Origin of the sequence: Halobacillus litoralis, from assembly GCF_009856415.1 — a bacterium.
GTDB classification, from domain to species: Bacteria; Bacillota; Bacilli; order Bacillales; family Halobacillaceae; genus Halobacillus; species Halobacillus litoralis_C.
Map to the genome: position 1 here is coordinate 1 of NZ_WMEZ01000008.1, position 24,417 is coordinate 24,417.

Consider the following 24,417-nt stretch of genomic DNA (forward strand, 5'->3'; position numbering starts at 1 on the left):
TGACCATAGCCGACCGAACCGTTTAAGTATCGACGCACAGCTTGATGTTTCTCGTCATTCGAAAATCTTTTCAAAACAAGTACCCCCTTTTGGTTGGATAAGTGTCCAACTATTGGGGTTCACTTCAGCTACGCCTTCCGGGGTCTCACCTGTCCCACACGTCCCATAGGAGTCTCACCGTTTCCCTCCACCCCTTTACCATATAAGTTTCTCGAAACCACATCCAGAATAAACAGCTTTTACCCCACTAAAAACAGAAGAAAAAAACTCCCACGGTGGATATTTCGGATGTGTAAAGCTTGCTATAGAGCGTTTTATACGTATAATACCAGGATAGTGGAAGACAGTCTCCCCCGGTGTAAGGGGCTCGTAACTTGCATACGACGCATGGGGTGGCTGGGAAGCTGCGAGACTCCCGTGGGAGAAGGAGATAGGCGAGATCCCGCAGGACGTAGTCCGAGGAAGCTCGGCGCTCCCCTACAGGAAAGCGAGTAGCTTCCCAGCCACCCCTGACGCTCATCCCAAGCAACGGACCCCGAAACATCTCGAAATCGAGTCTTCCACAATCCTGCCATATACTTGAATAACTTATTTATCAGCATGGACTATCAATCTGATTGTGAAAAGGTAGACAATATAGGCGAAAGAAACAAATAATCCATGTATATCTCAATATCTTTCATCCCTTACCGTGGACCTGCATACGATAGAGTAATACTCGATTAGGAGGGAATTACATGGATGAAGAGATGAGTTTCGTAATCGCCGAAGACGACTGGTCCCTCCATCGGAAAGGCTACGACGATCAGCGGCGACATCAAGAAAAAGTAAAGGATGCGATGAGCAAGCAGTTACCTGATCTCATTACTGAAGAAAATATTGTGATGTCGAATGGAAAGCGTGTCGTTAAGATTCCAATACGTTCACTTGATGAATATAAGATCCGTTATAATCACGAGAAGAATAAGCATGCAGGACAAGGTGAAGGAGATAGTGAAGTCGGAGATGTCGTTGCTCAAGCGCCGCAACAATCGAAAGGTAAGCCTGGCGATGGAGATGGAGCCGGTGATCAAGCTGGCGAAGATTATTATGAGGCAGAGATTTCATTAGCAGAGTTAGAGGAAGCCTTGTTTAAGGAATTGACCTTACCGAATTTGGATGAAAAGGAAAAAGATAATATCATCCACACCGATATCGAGTTCAGTGATATCAGGAAAACAGGATTGACCGGTAACATTGACAAGAAGAGAACGATGCTTGAAGCGTACAAACGAAACGCTCTGGGCGGAGAAGCTTCATTTGCACCGATTTATCCAGAAGATATCCGATTTAAAACGTGGAATGAGAAAACTAAGCCTGAGTCAAAAGCTGTCGTTATTGCGATGATGGATACAAGTGGTTCTATGGGGCAATGGGAAAAGTATATGGCCAGAAGTTTCTTTTTCTGGATGACCAGGTTCCTGAACAGGAATTATGAAACGGTGGAAATTGAATTTGTTGCTCACCACACACAAGCAAAAGTTGTCAGTGAGGATGATTTCTTTTCCAAAGGAGAGAGTGGGGGCACGATCTGCTCCTCAGCATACCGTAAGGCATTAGAATTGATTGAGACGAAATATTCGCCGGAGCGTTACAATATTTATCCGTTCCACTTTTCCGACGGGGACAATTTAACATCCGATAATAAACGTTGCCTGGGATTAATTGAACAACTCATTGAAGTCTCACAAATGTTCGGCTATGGTGAAGTCAACCAATACAATCGTTCCTCAAGTTTAATGCAGGCCTACAAGTCCATCGATCACCCGAAATTCCGTTATTACATTTTGAGAAGAAAAGCAGATGTGTTCCATGCTATGAAACAGTTCTTCAGTGAACAAGTTGAAGAGATGCTAAGCTGATGTTGCAAAGAAGCCAAGTAACATCTTGTTGCTTGGCCTTTTTTGTGTTTTAAAAAGCTGGACGAGTATTTTTATTACTTGAACCTAAGATCTCCTTGTTATAATGTCTCTATATAGATAAGAAAAGGAGTATCGTTTATGATTCAGGAAATTTTAGAGTCGAACCAATTCATCATGCTGATGGCTCTATTACTTATTGTCAGTATCATCGTTACAAAATTCTCTTCCAGGCTCGGGGTCCCATCCCTTGTTTTGTTTATAGCGGTTGGAATGGTCGTGGGGAATGATGGGCTTGGATTCATTTACTTCGATAACCCTGAAATTGCTCAGTTGATCGGTGTCATCGCATTGATTGTTATTTTGTTCGAGGGTGGTATGCTGACAAAGTGGAAAGACATAAGGCCTGTAGTGGCTCCTTCCATTTCTTTAGCAACAGCCGGGGTCGTGCTTACGACATCCATCGTAGCTTTAGCTGCCAAATTCATTTTACATATCGGTTGGATTGAGGCTTTCCTTGTTGGTTCCATTGTAGGATCTACAGATGCGGCTGCTGTATTTGCCGTTCTGAAAGGCAAGAATGTTCGCCCAAAGCTCGAGGCCACACTGGAAGCGGAGTCGGGTACAAACGATCCCATGGCTGTGTTTTTGACGATTTCATTTATTCAATTGCTCACGCTTGATCAAGTCAACCTGTTCGGGTTGGTGGGATCTTTCTTCTGGCAGATGGGGGCTGGGCTCGTTGTTGGTGCTGGAATCGGTTATCTGGCGAGCTTATCGCTAAATCGAATCAACCTTGATTCCAGTGGACTTTATCCTTTGTTCGCCCTTGGTTTCGCTTTTTTATCATACAGTTCAAGTTCACTTCTCCAAGCGAGTGGTCTTTTAGCTGTGTACGTGACAGCTGTTGTCATTGGAAATGCTGAACTTGCGTATCGTTATTCCATCTTGCGTTTCCATGAAGGGTTTGGTTGGATGGCGCAAATCCTTATGTTCATTATACTAGGGTTGTTCGTTTCTCCTACAGAGGTCTTCACATGGTCCGTAATGGTGGATGGTCTGTTAATAGCCCTTGTGCTCATTTTTATTGCAAGACCTGTAGCCACCCTTTTAAGCCTAGCCGGTTTTTCCTTTACGCTGAAGGAAAAGTACTTTTTATCCTGGGCTGGTTTGCGCGGGGCTGTACCTATCGTCCTTGCCATCTTCCCAATGCTTGCCGGCATTCAGAACAGCCAGCTCATTTTTAACGTCGTCTTCTTTACTGTCCTGACTTCAGCTCTTGTACAAGGTTCTTCTATCACATGGATTGCTGAACGTTTCAAACTTGTATCCGATAAGCTTGGAAATCCGATTCATTCCCTTGAGTTGATTTCCATAGGCAAAGCGAACGTTGAAATGATTGAGTTCGATGTAACGGAAAGAAACATTGTGGTTGGTCAGACTTTAGAAGATATGGAATTGCCGGATCGAGCATTGATCAATGCCATCATCCGGGACGGGGATGTAATTACGCCTTATGGTCAAACAGAAATTAAAGCTAGGGATACGCTGTATATCCTTGTAGCGAGAAAAAATAAAAAAGAAGTGAAGAAGCTGCTTGAAGCAATTAAAGAAGAAGAAGTCGAACACGAAAAAAGCCGAGCTTAAGGCAGCTCGGCTTTTTTCGTAGCAGCTATGATATTTTGGGCGTTTCACTATGATATGAAGAATACAGTTATTATTATAGGTAAGATATAAGGCTTTGTAAACCTTTTCTAGAAAAAACATGTAATTTTTACTAGAGAAACAAGGGAAATCCAATATGGAATTGTACGTTCGACAATCTTCCTATACAATAAGAATCACCAAGGAGGGATGTACGGTGAACAAACGTATAGGTTTTATCGGCTGTGGTCAGATGGGGCAGGCGATGATTCAAGGCATGATTGATGCAGGTCTTGTAAAGGCACGTGATATCGCTGCGACGGCTTTATCCGATGAAACGATTGATTTCGTGACGGATGAATATGGAATTAACATTTCCAATGAAAATAAACGAGTGGCAAGAGAAAGTGACCTGCTTTTCTTAGCGGTGAAACCTTATGTGTACCAAGGGGTCGTCCAGGAAATTAAGGATGAAGTACCCGAGGATACTGTAGTCGTCACCATTGCTGCCGGAATCACACTTGATGCAATGAAAGAAGCTTTTGGTCGCAATGTGAAAGTGATTCGTTCCATGCCGAACACCCCTTCGCTTGTCGGAGTAGGCATGAGCGTTTTATGTCCGAACGATTTTGTGACAAAAGAAGAATTAGCAGAAGTGATGGAAGTGTTTGAAAGCTTTGGTGAAGCTGAAATCGTAGAAGAAAAATTGATGGATGCCGTTCCGGCTGTAAGCGGCTCTTCTCCAGCTTTTATTTACATGCTCATCGAAGCAATGGCAGATGCGGCTGTGCAACAAGGCTTTCCAAGAGACAAAGCTTATAAAATGGTCTCCCAGACTGTCCAAGGGGCAGCTCAAATGGTCAAAGAGACCGGCCGTCACCCTGGTGAATTGAAGGATGCCGTTTGCACTCCGGGAGGTACAACCATTGCGGGTGTAACGAAGCTTGAAGAAGCTGGCTTCAGGAATGCGGTCATTCAAGGAATGACCGCATGTACAGAAAAGTCTAAAGCATTATCAGAAGGAAAAAAATAAAAGGAATGGCCGGGCTGTTGCGTCCGGCTTCTTTTGTAAATAATGAAACATATCGATCGTTCAATCGTAATCATACACAGGGGGTGGAAGAATGGAGCAGCAACCGACACAAAGAATATCACAGCGAGCACTAACGGTATGGCGCATTTACGGGTGGATTCAAGTAGGAATCATCCTTTTGGTGACCATCGGCTTAACCGTCACTGTCTTCCTTTGGGATTGGCCATGGTGGATTGTCTTGATTGGGCTCGGCCTTGCTTTGCTGGAAGTGATTTCATTTGTCTGGCTCGTGCCAAGCTTACGGTGGAAGAGGTGGAGGTATGATGTCACTGAAACGGAGATCGATTTGCAGTATGGATTATTTATCGTGACGCGTACGCTGGTACCTATGGTCAGAGTTCAACACGTCGATACAGAACAGGGGCCATTACTAAGGAAATTCCGTTTATCCACCATCAGCATTTCGACGGCTGCGACGGTACATAAAATCCCAGCATTGGATGAACAGGAAGCCGAGCGTTTACGTCAGTCCATCTCTTCCTTAGCAAGGGTGGCGGAAGATGATGTTTGAACCTAAAAGACTTCACCCAGTTTCAGCGATTATCAACTTCGTGAAGACGTTGAAAGATGCGGCGCTGCCATTGATTATTGTGATCGTTTTAAATGGAAACATCTTCAGTGGAGAAGTGGATTGGATCCCATTGCTCATATGGCTTGGTGTACTCCTCCTTGTTTTGGGGTCAGGAATCATTCGCTGGCTGCGCTTTACCTATCGTATGGAAGAGGGAGAGCTGCGGATTGAATATGGACTGATTTTTCGTAAAAAGAGGTATATCCCTATCGATCGCATCCAGAGTCTTGATTTCTCGGAGGGCATTTTTCACCGCCCTTTAAATCTCGTGAAAGTTTCGGTGGAGACGGCCGGATCCACAGGAAATGAAAAAGCAGAAGCTGAACTTACTGCGATCCGAAGAGAAGAAGCGGATTCTTTGGAAGAAGCCATTTTCCAGGAGAAGAAACGAAGAAACGGGAGACAGAATGACGAAACTTGGGATACTGAAGAAGTCCAATCTGACGTGGAGGAACCGAAGCGTGAAAAGGTCTATGCCATGTCGATGAAGGAGATTGTAATGATGGCCATCACTTCTGGAGGAGCAGGAGTAGTCATCTCCGGGGTAGCTGTCTTCTTCTCACAATTCATGGATCTTTTACCCGTAGGAACGATTTACAATGAAATTCTTGATTGGATTCAAATTGGTGTGCTGGTCATCGCTTTTACCGCTCTGATGATTGTGTTAGTGGCTTATGGGATATCGATTGTGTTGACGATTCTGAGGTATGCGAACTTTTCTGTTTTTATTGACGAAGACGACTTGATCATTACCCGTGGATGGCTGGAAAAAAAGCAGATGACCATACCTTTGAATAGGATCCAGGGCATTCGAATGGAAGAAAACTTAATCCGTCAGCCTTTAGGGTATGCTTCCGTCACGTTGATCAGTGCAGGAGGCTCGGTTCTGAAAAATGATGAGCATCAGTTACGACTGCTGCCAATGATCAAAAAAGCAGAAGTAGGGGAAGTTCTAAAAAAAGTGCTGCCTGATTATGATGGTGTGGATGAGTTTCATCAACCACCCAGGCGATCGTTATTCCGTTACATTCTGCGTCATTCATGGTTCGGCTTTTTAGCGGCAATCCCCATTAGCATTTTCTTTTTTCCTTATGGTCTCCTATCCATTGTGGCAGGATTTTTCTTAGCCGCCCTTGGCTGGCTTGCCTTCCATGATGCAGGATGGAATATTCTTGGGGACCAGTTGACCTTGCGTTCGAGAGGAATCATCAAACAGACGTATTTGATGAAAAAGTACCGGATCCAGGCCTCTTACGAAAAGCAGACGTATTTTCAGAAAAGGGCTCATCTCTCAAGCATAGAGGTCATGTTGACGTCGGGAGGAGGCCGGTCACTCGCTTCCTGCTACTACCTGGAGAAACAGGACACGGAAGAAATGATGGAATGGTATAGAGTCAAGCGAGCAGGTGAAAAACCGTCTGAGGAATAATTCCTTGGACGGTTTTTTTCTGTAGAATCAATAAAAACGAACATTTTTGTTGTTTCTATTGATTTTTGTTCGTAAAAATAATATTATAATACACGTTGTAATTCTTATTGAAAGTTTGGTGTTTCCGAATGTTAAACAAATGGTTCCGATTAAATGAAAATCATACAAATGTTAAAACAGAGCTGCTTGCAGGAGTGACGACATTTCTGACGATGGTCTATATCGTTGTCGTAAACCCAGCAATCCTTTCCAGTGCAGGTGTACCATTCGACCAAGTGTTCATGGCAACGATTATCGCGGCAGTCGTTGGTACGTTGATTATGGCATTTGCCGCTAATTACCCCATCGCCATTGCTCCCGGTATGGGATTGAACGCATACTTTGTTACGGAAGTCGTCCAACAGGATGTCAGTTATTCCGTTATTCTTGGAGCTGTTTTTGTTTCTGGGATATTATTTGTCCTGCTTAGTTTGACAAGCTTACGTAAAACATTAATTACAGCGATTCCTCCTTCCTTGAAATATGGAATCACATCAGGAATCGGTTTATTTATAGCCTTTCTCGGATTAAGAATGTCAGGAATCATCGTGCCTAGTGAAGAGACGCTGGTTACGCTTGGTGACTTGACGGCAAAAGGCCCATTGTTGACTGTATTCGGACTTTTCTTTACGTTGGTCCTGATTGCTAGAAACGTGACGGGAGGATTGTTCATCGGCATGTTTGTGACAGGAGTGATTGGATTATTCACAGGTCAGCTCCAGCTTGAAGGATTCATCGATGCACCGCCAGCTCCTGTCTTCTGGGATATGGATCTTGGAGCGGTTTTCAGCAATGGTCTTTACACGGTCATTTTCGCTTTCCTTCTTGTCACGATTTTTGACACAACAGGAACAATGATTGGTGTGGCCGAACAAGCAGGCTTCATCCGCAAAGATGGAAGTCTACCAAGAGCGCGTGCGGCTTTGATGGCGGATGCTTCAGCTACAACTGTTGGAGCGATGTTCGGAACGAGTCCTTCATCCGCTTATATTGAATCCTCTTCAGGTGTAGCAGCTGGAGGCCGGACAGGATTAACGACTTTAGTCGTTGCGCTATTGTTCATTCTATCCATGTTTTTCGCACCTGTTGTTGGAGCAGTTTCCGGATTACCAGCCATCACAGCTCCTGTATTGATCATTGTTGGTTGCTTTATGATGGGGGGTCTTGCAAAGGTGAACTGGGGTAGTTTTGATGATGCTTTCCCAGCCTTTATCATCATCCTTTCCATGCCACTGACTTCCAGTATTGCAACAGGAATCTCTTTTGGCTTTATCACCTACCCATTGTTAAAGCTGGTTACTGGAAAAGGAAAAGAAGTGCACTGGATGTTGTATATGTTTGCTGTTATTTTCATACTACAAATGGTCTTCTTCCCGGGCCATTAATCCTTTAAGTCCTATGGCTCTCAAGCCATAGGACTTTTTTGTACATAATTTCCTGGCCGTGGATATAGGGTCAGGGAAAAGACGATTTGCAGTGTTTTGAAGTCAGTAGAAAAACACACATGTGTCTGTCTCCGTTCGCTCTCCATGCGGAACTTTCCCAGACCCTGTTCTCACGCCTTATTCGTGGGGGATCTTTAGTTAATTTGTAACTACGTGGGGGAGCAGGTCTTCTATACAGAACTTGGCAGGTTCCTGTTTGAGGAATTTTGAGAACCTCATATGGTTAAGGGGCGGAGGGAAAATGTGAGACTCCTATTTTTAAGTGTGGATGCGCCTTGGTCAGCTGCGTATGGACTGGAATGAGCTGAGCTGGCGGAGATAAAGGAAACACGAAGAGCGTAGCGATTCGATGTTGACTTATCGTACAGAAGCCAGGGATGTTTCACTAGCCGCTAGGCGGCGGAGCCAAATAACTAAAAGGACGCGTGGGACTGGTGAGCCCCCGGAAGGCTTAGCCTGAGGAGGTTCACCGCCCACCCCATGCAAAGCGAACCTTTTCCCGCAGCCTCTAAACTCTTACAAACATCTCGAATCCCGTTCATTATTTCAACCAGGCAGGGCTTCCTTTAATGATGCGCGGTATTGGCTCCTGCCGCACCTTCAGAAAGCGAGCCATTCCTCGCAGCCCCATCCACTCTACAAAAGTCTCGAAACTGAGTCTTCAAAAATAGGGAGCATTTGAGGAAAATGAATTTCGGGAGGATAGGATTTGTTTGGTATATTCCAATTTATCCGTGGCAAATTAAGGTTAGGTGATGCGAAAATGGGAATCTTTACGCGATTTTTCAAAAATAACCGTGATAAGTTAGCAGATCGCCATATGTCCGAACCTTCGGGTGAGAAAGAAGTACAATGCTCAAGAAGGTTGTCAGAGAACGTTACGTATATTTTAGATGCTTTTCATCAAACCAATGATTTAAAGATACGGGTCTTAAAAAAAGGTGACGCGGCTTTATTATATTTTGAATCTTTAGCTGAACACGAAAAAATCCATGAAAAGATTTTTGCACCACTTGAGATGGGGCATACCGATGATGTTTTCCAACTCCCTAACGCAAAAAAGACGAGCGACTTAGAAGAAGCTGTACGAACACTGTTACGCGGACATGCGATTTATATGGAAGAAGGGAAGAAGGAAATCTCCCAGTTCAGTGTCACTTCTTCATTTGGTCGGACCCCTGAGGAACCACAGAATGAGAAAGTGGTCCGTGGAGCTCATGATGGTTTTGTGGAAAACATGATGACAAACATCAACCTCATCCGCAAAAGGGTGGAACACAGGGATTTAACAATCAAATACTTTAAGCTTGGTAAAAAGACGAATACGAATGTATCTGTAATTTATATGGATGGTATAGCGGATCCTACGCTTGTCCAGGAAATTGAAACCAGACTGCATTCAGTTGATTCGGACATGATTCATAGTCCGGGACATGTTGAGGAGTTTATTGAAGATCAGTCGAACTCTCCTTTTCCTCAAATGTTGAATACGGAGAGGCCGGATCGTGTGGCGGCCAATTTAGTGGAGGGGAGGGTCGCCATTATGTCGGAGGGGAGTCCTACAACCCTTATTGCACCAGCGACTTTCTTCATGTTTTATCAGGCCCCGGATGATTATAATATGCGCTGGTTCACCGGAACTTTCGTTCGATTGATACGCTTGTTCAGTTTCATCATAGCGATAGGGCTACCGGCTTTTTATATTGCTGTTGTCAGCTTTCATTTTGAAGTTATTCCTGACGAATTAATTATTCCAGTAAAAGCTTCAATCAATGAAATTGCCTACCCACCCATTTTAGAAGCCCTTGTCATGGTCATCATCATTGAACTGATCAGGGAAGCGGGGATACGGCTTCCTGCCCCGATTGGTCAGACAATTGGTATTGTCGGTGGTCTCGTCATTGGAGACGCAGTGGTAAGGGCAGGCCTTGTTTCAAATTTAATGGTCATTGTGGTTGCGTTGACAGCCATAGCTTCTTTTGTAGTCCCTTCTAATGAATTGAGCACAGCTCTTCGTTTATTAACCTTTCCGTTAATTATACTCGCAGGGACGCTCGGGTTTATTGGAATTGTGTTTGGAATGTTAATTATACTGACTCACTTGACGAGGCTTCATTCTTTTGGCGTCCCTTATTTTGCCCCTCTCGCTCCGCTGAGTCTCGTTGATCTGAAGGATACGTTCGTCCGTTTGCCCATGTTTATGATGAAGCTTAGACCAAAGGACGCCCATGCGCTTAAACCTGTAACTTTGGACCCTTCAAGGGAGTGGAAAAATGGTGATGAACAGAACCAATCAAAGCAAGGAAGTCCAGAAGAGCGAACCTCCTCGACAAAAGACAGGGAACAATGATCAAAAGTTGTCGCGAAGACAGTTTTTCTTTATTATCGTTCAAACTCAAATTGGAGTAGGAATCCTTTCTGTCCCTTATGATTTGCACAGCGTAGCGAAGCAAGCGGGGTGGATTTCCCTGCTGCTGGGTGCCCTAGCTATTCAAGTTATTCTTCTTGGGATTTGGGTGGTAGCGAAAAACTTTCCCGAAGATACCTTGTACACCATAAACGATAAACTATTTACAAAGTGGATAGGAAAACCGATTTCCATCTTGTATATTTTATATTTTATCGGCGTGGGCTCGTTAATCATTTTATTGTTCTGCAGGATGATTAATATGTGGGTGTTACCTAATACGCCTCTATGGGTTACTTCTTTTTTGTTGATTTCGGTTTGTATATACATGGTAAGTGGAGGTTTGATCGTATTAGGCCGTATGTACACGATGCTTTCTTTACTGTTAGGGTTACTGATCTTTTTTATGATTATTGCTACAAAAGAAATGCACCTCATGTACTTGTTTCCCATTTTAGAAGCGGGGTGGGGAAGGGTTTTTGCTGGTATTAATAAAGCAATCTTTTCCTTTTTTGGATTTATCGTTTCCCTCGTCATTTTCTCAAAGGTTGAAGGGTCGCATGTACAAAAATTGAAAACAATTGTTTATGCGCACTGGTTTGTTACGACTTTTTATATGTTTACTGTTTTTGCGAGCTTTACTTTTTTCAGTACAAGTGAGATTCAACTGGTGCCAGAACCTGTTTTATATATGCTGAAGGCTTTTACGCTGCCGATCATTGCTAGAATCGACTTGTTTTTCATTTCGATCTGGGTAATCAATGTGGCGACTACACTCGCTACTTATTTGTACGTGGCCAGTTTAGGACTGTCAGACCTATTTAAGAGGCAGTCGCAGGGTCACTTTATTATTCTTATTGGTGTAATCATATTTTCCATCAGCATATACGTTGGTTTAGACCTCTCAAGGATCCAAGCATTTAACAAGGTTGTGACCTATTCCGGGTATATCTTTTCTGTCAGCCTGCCATTAATCATGGTTCCTTTAAGTTACTTCATGAAAAACAGAAGGAAGGGGGAGAGTTCGTCTTGAAGAAATATTTTCTGCTATGTATGGTATGCGCTTTGTTCCTTACTGGATGCTGGGACGAAAAACAGTTTAAAAACGTCAAACTTGTACTTTCTCTCGGGTTTGATCAAGGAGAAGAGGGAGAAATCATGCAGACTGTGTCCATTCCTACTGTAAGCAGAGCATCCGAAGGTCCTGGAAGTGAAAGTTTACAAATCGTATCGACTTCTGCGAACACACCCTTGCATGCAAGAGATAAAATTGATCGAATGATATCTGAAACGTATGATCCATCAAAAGTAAAAGTGGTCCTATTAGGGGAAGATCTTGCAAAAAAAAATGTCTATCCTATTCTCGATGACATGTATCGCAACCCTCGGAGCAACTTGAATGCTTATCTTGCTGTAGTTGAAGAAGGAACGGCTAAAGATGTTATAAGTATGAATCATAGTGGAGCGACCAGAATCAGTAATTATATCGGGGGCCTATTGGAAGCTGCAGTTTCGTCAACTCATGCAACTGGTGAAAATCTGCAACTGCTTTGTGCTGAATTACTTGAACCAGGGATTGATTTTTCTGTGCCTTTATTGAAGATAGAGGATGATGGCAGCCTGCTGACTTTCAACGGGATGGGATTGTTTCATGAGAAAGCTTATACCGGGGAAAAAATTGGAGCGGAACAGACAACGATGTATATGCTCTTGCAAGGGGTGAAGGGAAGGGTAGCTCGCTTGACTGAAAAAATTGACGATAATGGGGAAGATGAGATTTTAGATTATGTCACTGTAAGTATTGCTGAAAATGATCGAAAAATGAAAGTCAAAAATAAAGATGGAGAGATTGCTGTCACCATTCACTTAGATATGAGAGTAAAAATCGCCGAATATCCTTCCGATCACTTATATGTAAAGGGGAGGATAGAGGAAATTGGCAAGAAGCTTTCAGAGAGACTTACCGAAGAGTCGGTAGATATTATCGATCAGCTTCAAGAAGCGAATAGTGATGTCTTCGGGATAGGAAGAAGAGTAAAGGCTTATCACCCGGATGTATGGAAAGAATTAGACTGGAGTGAAACCTATCCGGAGATATCAATTACACCAAAGGTAGAAGTAGAAATTATTCAGCACGGAATCATTAATTAAAATTTTTTTCTCATACGTGAAACCTTTTTGGGAGTCATCTCGTCTCTATATTAGAAACATAGAAAGACGGGGGAAAGTAGCGTGTGGAGAAGGTTTGGTGTTTTATTTTTCAGTTTGTTGATGATTAGTGCTTGTGGTAGTAAAACCCATGCGGTTCCTAGTGGGTACCATTCCTACAATTTGGAGAAGGTATCTTCGGCTGTTGAACAATTGGAGTTTCAACCAGATTTACCTGAGTATATTCCTGTACCGATGATCAGTGTCGTCTCAGACATCTACCAGGATGATGGTTCAGAATTGATGGACTTGAGTTTTTATACTCCTGATAATGATTTGTTGACTATACAATTTTCCCAAGAGGAAATCGATACTCCGTGGATGGATCCGGAAGAGCTTCCCATCAATGATGATATTGACGGAGTTTACGAAGATAATCGCTTTTCCAAAAAATTGACCTGGGAAAAAGATGGAGTGACTTATTTGATGACTTACCGCACCAGTGTGGCGCCTGAAGAAGGTAATGAACAGAGTGTGACACGACAACAATTGGTTGAAGTGGCCCGCTCGTTTCATTCATAAAATGATTATACCTCCCCTATGGTATAGCACCCACCGACTGACCACCGGTGGGTGCGTTTTTAGTTCCTAAACTTTTCCTCTACATACATAATTTTATCAGTAAGAGCCAAACTACATCTGACACTAAAAAAGGAGTGAGAGCACTTGAAAGTATGGATGTGGTTAGGCGCCATCATTTTTGCTGCGGTGTTGTTTGTGCAAGCCCCTCAAATGAGCCTTGCAGCAACGGATACTTACACAGTTAAGAGCGGGGATACATTATGGAAGATCTCGAAAAAATACAAAATTGGCTTGAGGGAAATCATCAATGCAAACCCACAGTTCTACAATCCTGATCTGATTTATCCAGGAGATAGGGTGACGATTCCTCTGAAAGGGGACATCAAATCAGTTGAAAGCCAAGTCATTGATTTGACGAACCAAGAAAGAGCGAAAAATGGACTCCCTGCCTTGAAAGCGAACTGGCAGTTATCACGCGTGGCCAGGTACAAGTCTAGAGACATGGCGAATAAAACTTACTTTTCCCACACATCTCCTACCTACGGTTCACCATTTGATATGATGAGAGATTTCAATATTTCTTACAATCGTGCAGCAGAGAATATTGCTGCTGGTCAACGAACACCACAGGAAGTGGTCAATGGATGGATGAATAGCCCTGGACATAGGAAGAACATTTTAGATCCGAATTTAAGACAAATTGGCGTGGGTTACGCAGAAGGTGGAAGTTACGGTCATTATTGGACCCAGATGTTCATTTCGCAATAAATGAAAGGATTGTCGCTCTGATGGATGCGGCAGTCCTTTTGTTGTTCCCTTTACAATCATCTCGAATTTAAGTATGATGAATAAAGCATTTGATAATGATTATCAATAACGATGGAGGTATTACATATGAAGAAAAGCTTATTTTCATTCCTCATGCTCGCTCTTATTCTTGTTTTAAGTGCGTGTGGAAGTTCTTCCGAAGATCAAACTTCAGAAGACTCCAAGGATGATAGCAATGAAGCCACCGAAGATACACGAGTCATTGAACATGAAATGGGAGAGACGGAAATTACAGGCCAGCCTGAGAAGGTTGTTGCTCTGGAGTTTTCCTTTGTGGACAACCTTGCCTCTTTAGGTGTTTCCCCTGTCGGCATCGCAGATGATGATGATTCCGAACGCATTATTGAACCAATCCGTGAGAAAATCGGTGATTATACTTCTGTAGGTACGAGAAAGCAGCCTTCCTTAGAAGTCATCAGCTCTTTGCAACCTGATTTGATTATTGCAGACATGAAAAGACACAAAGATATTTATGATCAGTTGTCTGACATTGCTCCGACGATCATTCTTCCTTCTCTAGCTGCTGATTATGAAGGAATCATTTCAAGCTTTGAGACTGTATCAAAAGCGATGGGAATGGAAGAAAAAGGGGCGGAAGTACTAGCGGATCATAAAGCGAAAATGGAAGAGCTTCGTGCTCAGGTGCCCGAGGACGAGGAGCGTACAGTCCTTCCTGCGGTGGTAGCGGATAGTGGTTACTTCGCCCACAACATGGAATCCTACACGGGTTCACTTTTAGAATCCATCGGTTTGAAAAACGCCATCCAGAGTGGAGACGAGCGCTACAACAAGATCAACCTGGAACAGGTCGTTGAATTTAATCCAGATGTGATGTTCCATATGGTGGCTGGAGATCAAACGGTCGTTGACGAGTGGGAAAGCAATGACTTATATCAGGGTATTTCAGCTGTGGAGAATGGAGAGGTCCACGAAGTGGATCGTAACATGTGGTCCCGTTTCCGGGGGTTGATTTCATCTGAAAAAATTCTGGAAGACGCCATCAACTATTTATATGAGAAATAATTCAAAGAGCGGAGGGAGGCCCTTCGCTCTTTCCTTTTTACCAAAGGACGCTTCCTATCGTTTGTGGTATGGTGAAAAGAGTATATAGATAGGAGAATTCAAGTGCAGCATATATCTGAACAATCATCTGTAGTTAAATATAAATGGGCCCTTATTTTTTTGTTAGGGCTCTTCATCCTCATTGCAAGTTTTATTGCGAGCTTAAGTATTGGTGCCTATGCGATTCCTTTTTCTGATGTGGTAAAACTTTTGTTTTCCCCTGATGAGGGGAAAGCTGCTTCCATCATTCATACCATCCGCTTACCCAGGGCCCTTGTAGGAATCATTGTCGGTGCATGTTTAGCTATTGCGGGAGGAATCATGCAGGCCATTACGAACAACCCTTTAGCCTCCCCTCAAGTGTTCGGAGTCAATGCAGGGGCTTCGTTAATGGTGGTCGCCGGTGTGGTTCTCTTTCCGGGGCTTGGTTCTTCAACGCTCGTATATTTCGCATTCCTAGGTGCAGCCGTTGGAGGAGCGATTGTCTATTCGCTCTCTTCTACAGGTGGAGGGATGACGCCGGTCAAATTGGCCTTGGCAGGGATTACTGTCCACTTGTTTCTATCTTCTTTAATCGAAGGTATCGTCCTTTTTCATGAAACATCAACGGAGGATGTTCTTTTTTGGCTTGCTGGTGGCATCGATGGTCGAAATTGGGCCGATGTCCAATTAATGATTCCATGGTCGCTGACGGGCCTCATCGGTGCATTATTCCTAGGTAAGGGGTTGACGATCCTGGGATTAGGTGACGATGTCGCGAGAGGTTTGGGACAGAAGATTGGATGGATCCGGGCTTCTTCAGCCATCTTAGTCATCCTATTGGCCGGCATTTCTGTAGCCGTTGCTGGTCCAATCGGCTTCATAGGTTTGATTATACCGAATATTGTACGAAAGCTTATGGGGTCAGATTACCGCGTGGTACTTCCGGTGTCAGCCATCTTTGGCGCGGCATTATTAACAATCTCTGATGTACTGTCAAGGTTTATTTCATTTCCTGCAGAATCCCCAGTGGGTATCGTAACGGCATTACTAGGAGCCCCATTTTTCTTATATCTTGCTAGCAGGGGGGGACGAGCAGCATGAGCTTGAAAAAGATGCATCCCATGACGATGATTGTTTCCCTTTCTATACTCGTCTTTTTAGGAGCTTTTCTTTCCATTGGTGTCGGTGCTGTGTGGATCCCGCCTGGTTCCATATTCCACTACTTTATTGGAGGAGACGCAGGAGGCAGTGGGTATATTATCGACAATTTTCGTTTGCCACGAATTATTATGAGCCTGTTGGTAGGAACTGGATTGGGGGTATCTGGAGCTTTATTACAAGGAATTATCCGTAATCCACTGGCTTCACCGGATGTTATTGGGATTACCAAGGGAGCTGGATTTGCAGCGGCCGCTGTAATCATCCTCTTTCCTTCTTTGCCTGTCATCGGCCTTCCAATCGCCGCCTTCATAGGAGCGGGGCTCGTCACGCTCGGCCTCTATATCTTCGCTTTTAAAAGAGGTGTCCAGCCAGCGACTCTTGCTCTCGTTGGGATAGCTCTAGGAGCGATTTGTCAGGCAGGAATTCAATTTTTGACGGTTAAATTCCCATTGGAAACCAATGCAGCGCTTGTCTGGCTGACAGGCAGTTTATGGGGAAAAGATTGGACAGATGTGTGGCTGTTATTGCCTTGGATTGTCATTGTGGTTCCAATCACACTTTTCCTAGCTCCAAAGCTTGATGTACTTAGTCTGGGAGACGACGTGGCAGAAGGGCTGGGTGAACCCGTCAGAAAAGCCAGGTTGTTATTACTGATTATAGCGGTGATTCTTGCAGGTGCCTCAGTAGCCGTTGTGGGTACACTCGGATTTGTCGGGTTAATTGCTCCACATATTGCCCGCCAATTGGTAGGGAACAAGCATATTTATCTGCTGCCGGTTTCAGCGCTAACGGGAACGTTACTCTTGATGGTTGCTGACAATCTAGGCCGCGGCTTGTTTCCACCTACAGAAGTCCCGGCAGGAATTTTTACTGCTGTTATTGGAGCTCCGTACTTTTTGTTCTTATTGAGAAAAATGCAAAAGTCATAAAAAAAGAAACGCCAAACGGCGTTTCTTTTTTGCTGTGTACATGTGTATACCCATGTGACAAAAATTTATTAAGACCTTTAAAAGAGGATAAACCCTTAGGAATAAAGGCATATTAGAGCATAAGGTCACTAGCATGTCATGATTTGTTATTTATTACATACAAATAAACCTTGCATGACGTCTGACAACCTGATAAAATCCAAAGTGGAATTACTTGATGTAAGCATTTTCATAAATACTTTATTTAACAATTAGGGGAGGACTTATTGTGGGTATTCTTTTAGGAATTCTTGCTGTTGCGATCATTCTTGGAATCGCTTTTCTGATGTCCAACGATCGTAAGAACATTAATTACAAAGGTATAGGTGTTATGATTGTCGTTCAGTTACTGATTACGGCTTTCATGTTCAATACGACCATCGGAAAACTCATCATTGACGGGATTTCTGCAGGGTTCAACAAATTGATTGAATTTGGAACGGTCGGTGTTAACTTCGTACTAGGTGGCGTAGAGGTAGGAGAAAACGGTGTGTTCTTCTTCAACGTTCTACTCATCATTATTTTCTTCGCAACCATTCTTTCTGTTTTGACATATCTGAAGATCTTGCCATTCATTATTAAATATCTCGGTTGGGGACTATCTAAGATTACTGGTTTGCCGAAGGTTGAATCTTTCAACGCAGTCAACAGTATTTTCTTCGGTCAGTCTGAAGCTTTGATTGCTATCAAATCACAGTTCCACAACTTGAATGATAACCGTTTGTATATTGTCAGTGCTTCCGCTATGGGATCTGTATCTGCATCCATCGTAGGTGCGTATCTTGGTATGCTACCAAGTCAATATATCCTTGTTGCTCTTCCATTAAACATGTTCAGTGCTTTGATCGTTTCATCCATCATTGCACCGGTTAAAGTTTCTAAAGAAGAGGACAAAGTTGATATTCAAGATGTATCCAATGCGAAAAGCTTCTTCGAAGCCATGGGTAACGGTGCCCTTGATGGTGGTAAAATCGCTTTGATTGTTGCATCTATGCTGATTGCTTTCATCGCTTCTCTTGAACTTGTGAACTGGGTGTTCGGCGCGGTATTCAATGGCTTTACGCTTCAAGAACTTCTAGGTTATATCATTGCACCAATTGGTCTGCTTATGGGAATTCCAGCAGCTGAAGTCGTTGATGCTGGTGCGATTATGGGTACGAAAATCGTAACGAACGAATTCGTAGCGATGCTTGAATTCTCTAACATGCTTGACAGTGTATCTGAGAAAACCGTTGGTATTGTAACAGTCTTCCTTACAAGTTTCGCTAACTTCTCCTCTATCGGTATCATTGCTGGTACTGTTCAGGGTATTGATGCGGAAAAAGGTGGACGAGTATCTGGTTTCGGTATGAAGCTTCTTATCGGTGCGACTCTAGGATCTATGCTTTCTGCAACAATTGCAGGATTATTCCTATAAAGTGCCGAAAAGTCTGAATGGAGGGTTTCCTCCATTCAGGCTTTTTTTGTTTTTAAGCATACGTGCGTGTTATCCAACCGTGGATAAGGGAATAGGAAAAGCCGTAGATTCTATTTCAAAGGAGAGAGGTTCATGGATCGTCATAAGCTCTATATTAATGGAGAATGGATAGACACCAATGATCAACTGGACGTATGGAATAAATACACACAGGAAACCTTTGCACAAGTGGCTAAAGCTTCTGAGAAAGAAGTCGATGCAGCCATTGAAGCAGCCACGCATGCGTATAAGAAGCGTGCCATGTCTCCTTATGAACGCTTTGAAATATTGAAACGTGTGAGTGAATTATTAAAAGAGAACCAAGAGGACATGGCAAAAGTCATAACGATGGAAGCCGGAAAGCCGATCAAACAGGCGTTAACCGAATTGGAACGGGCCGCCCAGACTTTTGAATTGGCAGCTGAAGAGGCGAAGCGCATTCATGGCGAGGGAGTTCCCGTAGAAGCAGCACCTGGGTCCGAAAATCGCATGGCTTTTACCATTAAGGTGCCTGTCGGAGTTGTCGGAGCTATCAGTCCGTTCAACTTTCCGGTTAACCTTGTCGCTCATAAAATCGCCCCCGCAATAGCGGCCGGGAACGCGGTGGTTTTGAAGCCTGCAAGTAAGACCCCGATATCTGCGCTGAAATTAGCCGGATTGTTCGAAGAAGCAGGACTCCCGAAAGGTTTTCTCAATGTGGTTGTTGGTTCTGGATCTACAGTAGGAAATCAAATGATGAAGGATAAGCGAATCAACCTGTACACATTTACAGGCAGTGCAGAAGTCGGGTTGAAGTTGAAACAAAATACAGGCCTGAACAAACTCGTCCTGGAGCTTGGAAATAACTCACCAGTCATCATCGACAAAGAGGCGGACCTTGATGCAGCTGCAGAAAACGTAGCCGCTAAAGGTTATGCCTTTGCGGGGCAGGTTTGTATTTCCGTCCAACGATTGTATGTGCATGAAAGTGTTCGTGAAGATTTTCAGGACAAGTTCATTCAAGCAATTGAAAAGTTGAATGTAGGGGATCCGAACGATCCAAATACCGATGTCGGTCCGATGATCAGCGAGGAAGAAGCCGAACGTGCCGAAGAGTGGGTGGAGGAAGCGAAGGCAGCAGGAGCCCAAGTCATCCACGGGGGCAATCGTGAAGCCGCTCTATTTCACCCTACGGTTTTAACAAATGTAAAACCAGATATGAAAGTCGTCTGCGAAGAAATATTTGCTCCCGTTGTGAGCATCATTCCATTTTCTGACCTTTCATCCTGTATTGAAGAAGTAAATGAATCCCCATATGGCCTTCAAGGTGGTATCTTCACACAAAATATCGATACTGCTTTTTATGCAGCCAAGAATGTGGAAGTTGGAGGCTTAATGGTCAATGATTCCTCCCAATACCGTGTCGACCTCATGCCTTATGGTGGTGTGAAAGATAGTGGATGGGGCAAAGAGGGTCCGAAATACACAATCGAGGACATGACAGAAGAACGTTTAATCGTCCTTAACTTAAACCAATAACTTTCAATAAACAAAAGAAGCGTCCATCTTCACCGGACGCTTCTTTTCATATTCAAGATATGCTCCCGATTGTTGAAGACTCACTTTCGAGATCTTTCCCGGGATTCGTTGCCTGGTTGAACGTTTAGGGGTGGCTGGGAAGCAACTCGCTTTCCTGTGGGGGAGCGCCGAGCTTCCTCGGATTGCGTCCTGCGGGATCTCGCCTATCTCCTTCTCCCACGGGAGTCTCGCAGCTTCCCAACCGCTCCATTCGATGTATGAGAGGAACGAACCCCTTTCCAAGTAGGATTATATTCTGCTATGCGGATTGTTAAAAGCATAAAACGCTCTGTATCAAGCTTTGAGAGTTCAAGTACCCAGGCATGGGAGTTTTAATCTTATACTCCAATCAAACTGAATAGCTGTTTATTCCGGAAGTGGTTTCGAGACTCTTATATAGCAAAGGGGCGGAGGGGAATGGCGAGACTCCTGCGGGAAAAGAGTGCTAGGTGAGACCCCGCAAGGCGTCAGCCTGAGGAGGCTCATCGCGCTCCCGCGGAAAGCGAGCTATTCCCCGTAGCCCCCATCCACTCAATGAAAGCCTCGAAACTGAGTCTTCCACAATCCTGCCAATTTGTTTAATAATAGTTTTAGGAAGTGGTACTGACTTGGGTGTTTCTTTTTTGGATGTATACCATACGGATGAGTAGCGTGATGGCTCCTGCGGTCAAGCCGATTGTCAAGCTTAACCAGTATCCATAAGGCCCGAGGGCCGTATAGTTCGCAAGCCAGTACCCGCTCGGCAAGCCTATGCCCCAATAAGAGATGAACGCCATGACAAGCGTAATGTTCACATCTTTATAGCCACGAAGAATCCCCTGCAGAGGCGCGCCGAATCCATCTGAGAGCTGAAAGAAAATGGCATAGATAATAAAATTCTTAGTCAATTCAATCACTCTGTGATCTGTACTGTAAAGTCTTGCGATCGTATCATCAAACAAAAACAAAATCAGACCTGCGAAGACACTCATCGTTACAGCTGATGCAATTCCTAAATAGGAATACGTTCTCGCATCTTTGTGTCTTTCTGCCCCAACTTCGAACCCAACGGCAATGGTAAGCGCGAAGGCGATACTCAATGGGACCATATAGAGAAGGGAGGCAAAATTGATGGCTGCCTGGTGGGCGGCGATCGTATTCGTGTCGTAAGCCGTCATGAAAAATGTGACGGCGGCGAAAATACTCGTTTCAAAAAAGATGGCAAAACCGATGGGAAGGCCAATTTTTAATTGTGCCCACCACTCTTTCCATTCGGGAGAAATCCATGATTGGAAAATCTTATAGGTTCTTAGTGGTCGTATTTTGTGAATGATGGTAACAAGGATGACTAATGACACCCAATAGGTAAGAGCAGAAGCTACTCCCGCTCCGATTCCCCCAAGTTCAGGAGCACCCAATCGACCGAAGATGAACATATAATTGAAGAGTACATTGATGGGCAGCGTCATCAGGATGACAGCCATTGAAACTTTGGTTTGTCCCAGAGCATCGACAAATGACCGAAGGATGTTGAAAACAAACAAGGGGATGATTCCGATTCCTAGTGTCACTAAGTAATATTTCGCTACGTGCCGGACTTCTGGAGTGATGTCCAGCAAAGACAAGATAGGATCCAATAAAAAGAAGCCGACCGTCCCTATCCCCCCTGCTAAGACGATGGATAAATAAATCCCCTGTTTAACGGAATAAGAAATTTCATTTTCTTTCTTTGCGCCTTTTAGTTGGGCAACAATTGGGGAAATAGCCATGAGGATGCCATTCAGTCCTGTGAATACAGGCATCCAGATACTTGACCCTATCGCTACTCCTGCCAGTTGATCAGGACCGGATTGACCAGCCATAATCGTATCGAAAAAATTCATGAGGTACATCCCGATTTGTGTGATCAGGATAGGAATGAGGATGACGCCGAACAACTTGATTTTTTCTTTTAAAGTTTTTGTTTCATACATAGGCCACACTCTTTTCTGGTACAATTCTCTTTAGAGGAATATGAGGATTATAGCATAGTAACACATCCAGACTTACTTAAGAAGCCCTCTGAAAGGACGTTGATTAACATATGAGTCAGAAACGAATTTTATTTACAGGTGGAGGAACAGCTGGACACGTCATCGTGAACCTTGCGCTTATTCCAGAATTCCAGAAACAAGGATATACTGTCGATTACATCGGATCCTACAGTGGGATTGAAAGAAAATTGATCGAGCCTTTAGATGGCGTCACCTACCATGCCATCTCCACAGGGAAGCTGAGAAGGTATATGTCCAAGGAAAACTTCAAGGATCCTTTTAAGGTGCTGAAAGGATTAGCACAATCTCTCCGCATCATTCAAAAACGGAAACCACAAGTCATTTTTTCAAAAGGAGGATTTGTCTCCGTGCCAGTCGTCATGGCTGCGCGCCTGAAGAGCGTTCCGACAGTCATTCATGAATCGGATTATACGCCAGGTCTGGCCAATAAACTCTCCTTCCCTTTTGCAAAAAAAATCTTGGCCACTTTTCCAGAAACAATGAAACACCTGCCGGAAGGAAAGGGCGAATATATCGGAGCCGTTGTCCGGGAAGAACTGTTTGAAGGAGACCGCTCTAAAGGCTTAGCCTTGTGTGAATTCCACAAACAGAAACCTGTAGTGATGGTGATGGGGGGGAGTACAGGGTCGAAAAGAATCAATGATGCCATTCGTGACAATTTAGATGAATTGCTGCAGGAAGTCCAAATCGTGCACATTTGTGGACACGGGCACAAAGACACGTCCATCAACAAGCGTGGATATGCCCAGTTCGAATATGTCCAGGATGAGCTGAAGGATTTGTTTGCTGCCACAGATTATATCGTCTCGAGAGCAGGATCAAATGCGATCTTTGAATTCTTGGCTTTGAAAAAACCCATGCTTCTCATTCCATTATCAAGAAAAGCAAGTCGCGGAGACCAGATCTTGAACGCAGACTCTTTCGTTAAGCAGGGATATGCAATGAAAAGAGAAGAAGAAGAGCTTACAAATGAAACATTATTAAAAGATCTTCGTCAACTCATTCACAAACATGACCAGATTCTTGAATCGATGCAAAGCTATCAAAGTGAACGGACCAAAGAAAAAGTGATGGATATCATACAAAGTCATGAAAGAAGAAAGTGAGGGATCTTCTTGCTCTTAGGCGAGGGCGATGGCTCACTAGCCCAACTTAAATGTAGCCTCATCGTTTTCCATTTTTATGAAAAATTTACCCCTCCCCCTTTTAAGTGCTTAGGATAAAGGGAATAGGAAAGTGAACAAATCCATTTACTAAGAAAGATGATTCTATATCATCAACTTAGAAGAGGAGAGGCTGAATGATGAAGGCATCTATAGAAGCCAATATCAGACATCCGAGAGAACTAAGAGATGTCCGGCGGAAATATTCACCATATCTGGCCAAATACTACGGGAACGACCAACTTCTTGTAGACGCATCCATCACCGAAGCCGTATGGAACGCATGGGTGCATGGCCATCATGAGCAGACGGATTACCCCGTCTTGTTAAAAATTCACTTTCTTCATTCACGATTACTCGTCAGGGTCTATGATCATGGAGACGGATTTGATTGGAGGCCTTACCAGGTGACAAGTGATGTGAAGCACTGGTTCCCAAGTGTGGAAGACTTGGAGGAAAGTGGGCGTGGAATTACGTTAATGCTTAGAGTTATGGATATTTTGCGATATAATGAAAAGGGCAACGAGTGTTTGCTAATGAAAAAATATCTCAATCAGGAGTAGATTTCGTGAACACAAACATCTGTCGGTATTGTTTCAAAAAAATTCAGGACCGTGATGAGCTTGTCACAGCATCCAACTGGTTCAGAATACGTCCTTATCACTACCGTTGCTTTGAATTGTTAGAACAGGATACGAAAACAATCGCAGGAGCCTGGACACCTATCAATGGCAGAGTAGGGCTTGTGACGGTTTTACTTATGCTTGTTCTGGCGATTGTTCTTCTTTTTACCGATCTTCTTGGAGGGATCGGGGATTTGGTAGGATTCCTGGCCTTATATCCTGTTCTTTTACGTATTCTTTCTTTCTTCATATTCGAGATGCATCTGCCGAAATATGTGGAAAACAAAAACAGACCATAGGATGCCCTTTCGATAGCAGTTTAGTTTAG

Annotated in this window: 20 protein-coding genes; 19 read left to right on the forward strand and 1 reads right to left on the reverse strand. The window is 43.7% G+C overall.

The annotated features are described in order from the left end of the window. Positions 1-737 precede the first annotated feature (737 nt). From yhbH to GLV98_RS16340, 16 genes are all read left to right on the forward strand, one after another. Entirely contained in the window at positions 738-1,901 is a 1,164-nt protein-coding gene (gene yhbH / locus GLV98_RS16265) for a sporulation protein YhbH (protein ID WP_089653080.1), read from the forward strand. A 138-nt stretch (positions 1,902-2,039) separates the two neighbouring features. Beyond that, positions 2,040-3,545, forward strand: a complete 1,506-nt coding sequence (locus GLV98_RS16270; protein ID WP_160917135.1) for a potassium/proton antiporter — start codon at positions 2,040-2,042, stop codon at positions 3,543-3,545. A 214-nt stretch (positions 3,546-3,759) separates the two neighbouring features. Next, entirely contained in the window at positions 3,760-4,575 is an 816-nt protein-coding gene (proC, locus tag GLV98_RS16275; RefSeq protein ID WP_160917136.1) for a pyrroline-5-carboxylate reductase, read from the forward strand. A 91-nt stretch (positions 4,576-4,666) separates the two neighbouring features. Next, the gene (locus GLV98_RS16280; protein WP_160917137.1) at positions 4,667-5,146 is read left to right on the forward strand and encodes a PH domain-containing protein; all 480 of its coding nucleotides are present in this window, start codon (positions 4,667-4,669) and stop codon (positions 5,144-5,146) included. Further along, entirely contained in the window at positions 5,139-6,635 is a 1,497-nt protein-coding gene (locus tag GLV98_RS16285; RefSeq protein ID WP_237417168.1) for a PH domain-containing protein, read from the forward strand. Before GLV98_RS16280 ends, GLV98_RS16285 begins: the two co-directional genes overlap by 8 nt. 128 nt (positions 6,636-6,763) lie before the next feature. Further along, positions 6,764-8,059 (forward strand): NCS2 family permease, encoded by a 1,296-nt coding sequence (locus tag GLV98_RS16290; protein WP_160917139.1) that lies wholly within the window; start codon positions 6,764-6,766, stop codon positions 8,057-8,059. 769 nt (positions 8,060-8,828) lie between these two features. Next, entirely contained in the window at positions 8,829-10,469 is a 1,641-nt protein-coding gene (locus tag GLV98_RS16295; RefSeq protein WP_237417169.1) for a spore germination protein, read from the forward strand. Continuing rightward, entirely contained in the window at positions 10,393-11,559 is a 1,167-nt protein-coding gene (locus GLV98_RS16300) for a GerAB/ArcD/ProY family transporter (protein ID WP_160917140.1), read from the forward strand. The genes GLV98_RS16295 and GLV98_RS16300 overlap by 77 nt, the downstream gene beginning before the upstream one ends. Next, on the forward strand, positions 11,556-12,677 hold the full coding sequence (locus GLV98_RS16305; protein ID WP_237417170.1) for a Ger(x)C family spore germination protein: 1,122 nt from the start codon (positions 11,556-11,558) through the stop codon (positions 12,675-12,677). Before GLV98_RS16300 ends, GLV98_RS16305 begins: the two co-directional genes overlap by 4 nt. A gap of 81 nt (positions 12,678-12,758) precedes the next feature. After that, positions 12,759-13,256, forward strand: coding sequence for a hypothetical protein (locus GLV98_RS16310; protein ID WP_160917141.1), 498 nt, complete (start codon positions 12,759-12,761; stop codon positions 13,254-13,256). 144 nt (positions 13,257-13,400) lie between these two features. Next, entirely contained in the window at positions 13,401-14,024 is a 624-nt protein-coding gene (gene safA / locus GLV98_RS16315; protein WP_423785019.1) for a SafA/ExsA family spore coat assembly protein, read from the forward strand. Between the two features lie 126 nt (positions 14,025-14,150). Beyond that, positions 14,151-15,107: an ABC transporter substrate-binding protein gene (locus tag GLV98_RS16320; RefSeq protein WP_160917142.1), complete on the forward strand. Its 957-nt coding sequence runs from the start codon at positions 14,151-14,153 to the stop codon at positions 15,105-15,107. Between the two features lie 111 nt (positions 15,108-15,218). Continuing rightward, the gene (locus tag GLV98_RS16325) at positions 15,219-16,229 is read left to right on the forward strand and encodes an iron chelate uptake ABC transporter family permease subunit (protein ID WP_160917283.1); all 1,011 of its coding nucleotides are present in this window, start codon (positions 15,219-15,221) and stop codon (positions 16,227-16,229) included. Beyond that, a complete protein-coding gene (locus tag GLV98_RS16330) occupies positions 16,226-17,218 on the forward strand; it encodes a FecCD family ABC transporter permease (protein WP_202410110.1) in 993 nt (330 codons plus the stop codon). Before GLV98_RS16325 ends, GLV98_RS16330 begins: the two co-directional genes overlap by 4 nt. A 268-nt stretch (positions 17,219-17,486) precedes the next feature. Next, entirely contained in the window at positions 17,487-18,674 is a 1,188-nt protein-coding gene (locus GLV98_RS16335) for a NupC/NupG family nucleoside CNT transporter (protein WP_160915352.1), read from the forward strand. 132 nt (positions 18,675-18,806) lie between these two features. Next, on the forward strand, positions 18,807-20,231 hold the full coding sequence (locus tag GLV98_RS16340; RefSeq protein WP_160917143.1) for an aldehyde dehydrogenase family protein: 1,425 nt from the start codon (positions 18,807-18,809) through the stop codon (positions 20,229-20,231). 629 nt (positions 20,232-20,860) lie between these two features. On the opposite strand, the gene GLV98_RS16345 is transcribed toward GLV98_RS16340, so the two are convergent. After that, positions 20,861-22,222, reverse strand: a complete 1,362-nt coding sequence (locus tag GLV98_RS16345) for an MATE family efflux transporter (RefSeq protein WP_160917144.1) — start codon at positions 22,220-22,222, stop codon at positions 20,861-20,863. Between the two features lie 110 nt (positions 22,223-22,332). Between GLV98_RS16345 and GLV98_RS16350 the strand changes: the two genes are divergently transcribed. The 3 genes from GLV98_RS16350 (at position 22,333) to GLV98_RS16360 (ending at position 24,388) form a co-directional block, all read left to right on the forward strand. Next, positions 22,333-23,409 (forward strand): undecaprenyldiphospho-muramoylpentapeptide beta-N-acetylglucosaminyltransferase, encoded by a 1,077-nt coding sequence (locus GLV98_RS16350; protein WP_160917145.1) that lies wholly within the window; start codon positions 22,333-22,335, stop codon positions 23,407-23,409. A gap of 197 nt (positions 23,410-23,606) precedes the next feature. Beyond that, positions 23,607-24,029, forward strand: coding sequence for an ATP-binding protein (locus GLV98_RS16355; protein ID WP_160917146.1), 423 nt, complete (start codon positions 23,607-23,609; stop codon positions 24,027-24,029). Between the two features lie 5 nt (positions 24,030-24,034). Next, on the forward strand, positions 24,035-24,388 hold the full coding sequence (locus GLV98_RS16360) for a hypothetical protein (RefSeq protein WP_160917147.1): 354 nt from the start codon (positions 24,035-24,037) through the stop codon (positions 24,386-24,388). The last annotated feature ends 29 nt before the right edge of the window (positions 24,389-24,417 follow it).

Bases quoted from the DNA above. Each gene is read 5' to 3' on its own strand.
- GLV98_RS16330 (WP_202410110.1), top strand. From the start codon at position 16,226: ATGAGCTTGAAAAAGATGCATCCCATGACGATGATTGTTTCCCTTTCT.
- GLV98_RS16280 (WP_160917137.1), top strand. From the start codon at position 4,667: ATGGAGCAGCAACCGACACAAAGAATATCACAGCGAGCACTAACGGTA.
- GLV98_RS16300 (WP_160917140.1), top strand. From the start codon at position 10,393: ATGGTGATGAACAGAACCAATCAAAGCAAGGAAGTCCAGAAGAGCGAA.
- GLV98_RS16320 (WP_160917142.1), top strand. From the start codon at position 14,151: ATGAAGAAAAGCTTATTTTCATTCCTCATGCTCGCTCTTATTCTTGTT.
- GLV98_RS16350 (WP_160917145.1), top strand. From the start codon at position 22,333: ATGAGTCAGAAACGAATTTTATTTACAGGTGGAGGAACAGCTGGACAC.
- GLV98_RS16270 (WP_160917135.1), top strand. From the start codon at position 2,040: ATGATTCAGGAAATTTTAGAGTCGAACCAATTCATCATGCTGATGGCT.
- GLV98_RS16290 (WP_160917139.1), top strand. From the start codon at position 6,764: ATGTTAAACAAATGGTTCCGATTAAATGAAAATCATACAAATGTTAAA.
- GLV98_RS16285 (WP_237417168.1), top strand. From the start codon at position 5,139: ATGTTTGAACCTAAAAGACTTCACCCAGTTTCAGCGATTATCAACTTC.
- GLV98_RS16345 (WP_160917144.1), bottom strand. From the start codon at position 22,222: ATGTATGAAACAAAAACTTTAAAAGAAAAAATCAAGTTGTTCGGCGTC.
- GLV98_RS16355 (WP_160917146.1), top strand. From the start codon at position 23,607: ATGAAGGCATCTATAGAAGCCAATATCAGACATCCGAGAGAACTAAGA.
- GLV98_RS16340 (WP_160917143.1), top strand. From the start codon at position 18,807: ATGGATCGTCATAAGCTCTATATTAATGGAGAATGGATAGACACCAAT.
- yhbH (WP_089653080.1), top strand. From the start codon at position 738: ATGGATGAAGAGATGAGTTTCGTAATCGCCGAAGACGACTGGTCCCTC.